Genomic DNA, 1,160 nt, shown 5'->3' on the forward strand with positions numbered 1-1,160 from the left:
TGGTGTCGTAGGGCTGCCAGGGGGTGGGTTGGTGGCAGGTGGGGCAGGTGCCTGTCCAGGTGGCCAGTAGGTGTTGGAGGAGGTCCAGGGCCTGGTAGAGGGTCAGGCCCTGGCAGGGGCTTTTGGGCTCCTCCGTTGTTCGGTCAGGAAGAGGTGGGCGGCGGTGACGAGGGTGACGTGGCGGTGCCAACCGACGAACGAGCGTCCTTCGAAGTGGTCCAGGCCCAGGGCGGTCTTCAACTCCCGGTAGTCGTGCTCGATGCGCCACCGCAACTTCGCGATGCGGACCAGGTCGCGGGCGGGGATGTCGGCGGGCAGGTTCGATATCCAGTACTTGACCGGTTCGTCCTCGCCTTCGGGCCACTGGGCGATCAGCCAGCTCAGACCGATCGTGCCGTCCGCGGCGGGGTGGGGGCGCCGCCCTGCAAGACGGACCCGCAACAGCACGAAGTGGGAACTCATCGCGGCTTTGGAGCCCTTGCGCCAGGTCAGGGTCCGTCCCTGACCTCGCCCTGCGGCCAGCACGTGTTCACGCAAGGACACCGGCCGGGTGCGGTAGCGCGGAAGGGGCCTGGGGCCGAGTCCGCTGTAGGCGGGCTGGCGGGGTTCGACACCCTCACCATGGGCGGTCATCTCGGCCTTGGCTTGCAGGACGTAGGCCAGGCCTCGGTCTTCCAGGCCGCGGCGGAAGTCGGCATTGGCGCCGTATCCGGTGTCCGCGACCAGCACGGCGGGCCTCAGGCCGGCGCCGGCGAGTTCATCGAGCATCCCCAGGGCGAGCTGCCACTTGGGACGATGGTGTTCGTCGTCGGGGATGCGACAGCGTTTCCTGCGGCCTTCCGCCTCGGGCGTGTCCCAGCTTTCGGGCAGGAACAGTCGCCAGGACAGCGGGCATGAGGCGCTGTCGGAGGCGGCATGGACACTGACGCCGACCTGGCAGTTGCCGACCTTGCCCAGCGTGCCGGAGTACTGCCGGGCCACTCCTGGCGAGGAGGTGCCGTCCTTGGGAAATCCGGTGTCGTCCACCACCCATGCCTGAGGACGGACCACCCGCACGGCCCGCCATGCCAGCCGGCTGCGAACCGCATCGCAGGGCCAGGTGGAGGAGGTGACGAACTGCTGGAGCTGCTGGTGGTCCACCCCCAGACGCTCAGCCATCG

The 1,160-nt window shown here is 69.0% G+C and carries 1 protein-coding gene; it reads right to left on the bottom strand.

Features of this window, described 5'->3' with window-relative positions; translation table 11 throughout:
• Positions 1 to 102 precede the first annotated feature (102 nt).
• The coding region (locus MUU72_RS35070) for an IS701 family transposase (RefSeq protein WP_248017509.1) at positions 103 to 1,160 on the bottom strand (1,058 nt) is incomplete at its 5' end.

The organism is Streptomyces rhizoryzae, from assembly GCF_023155275.1.
Lineage (GTDB): Bacteria > Actinomycetota > Actinomycetes > Streptomycetales > Streptomycetaceae > Streptomyces > Streptomyces rhizoryzae.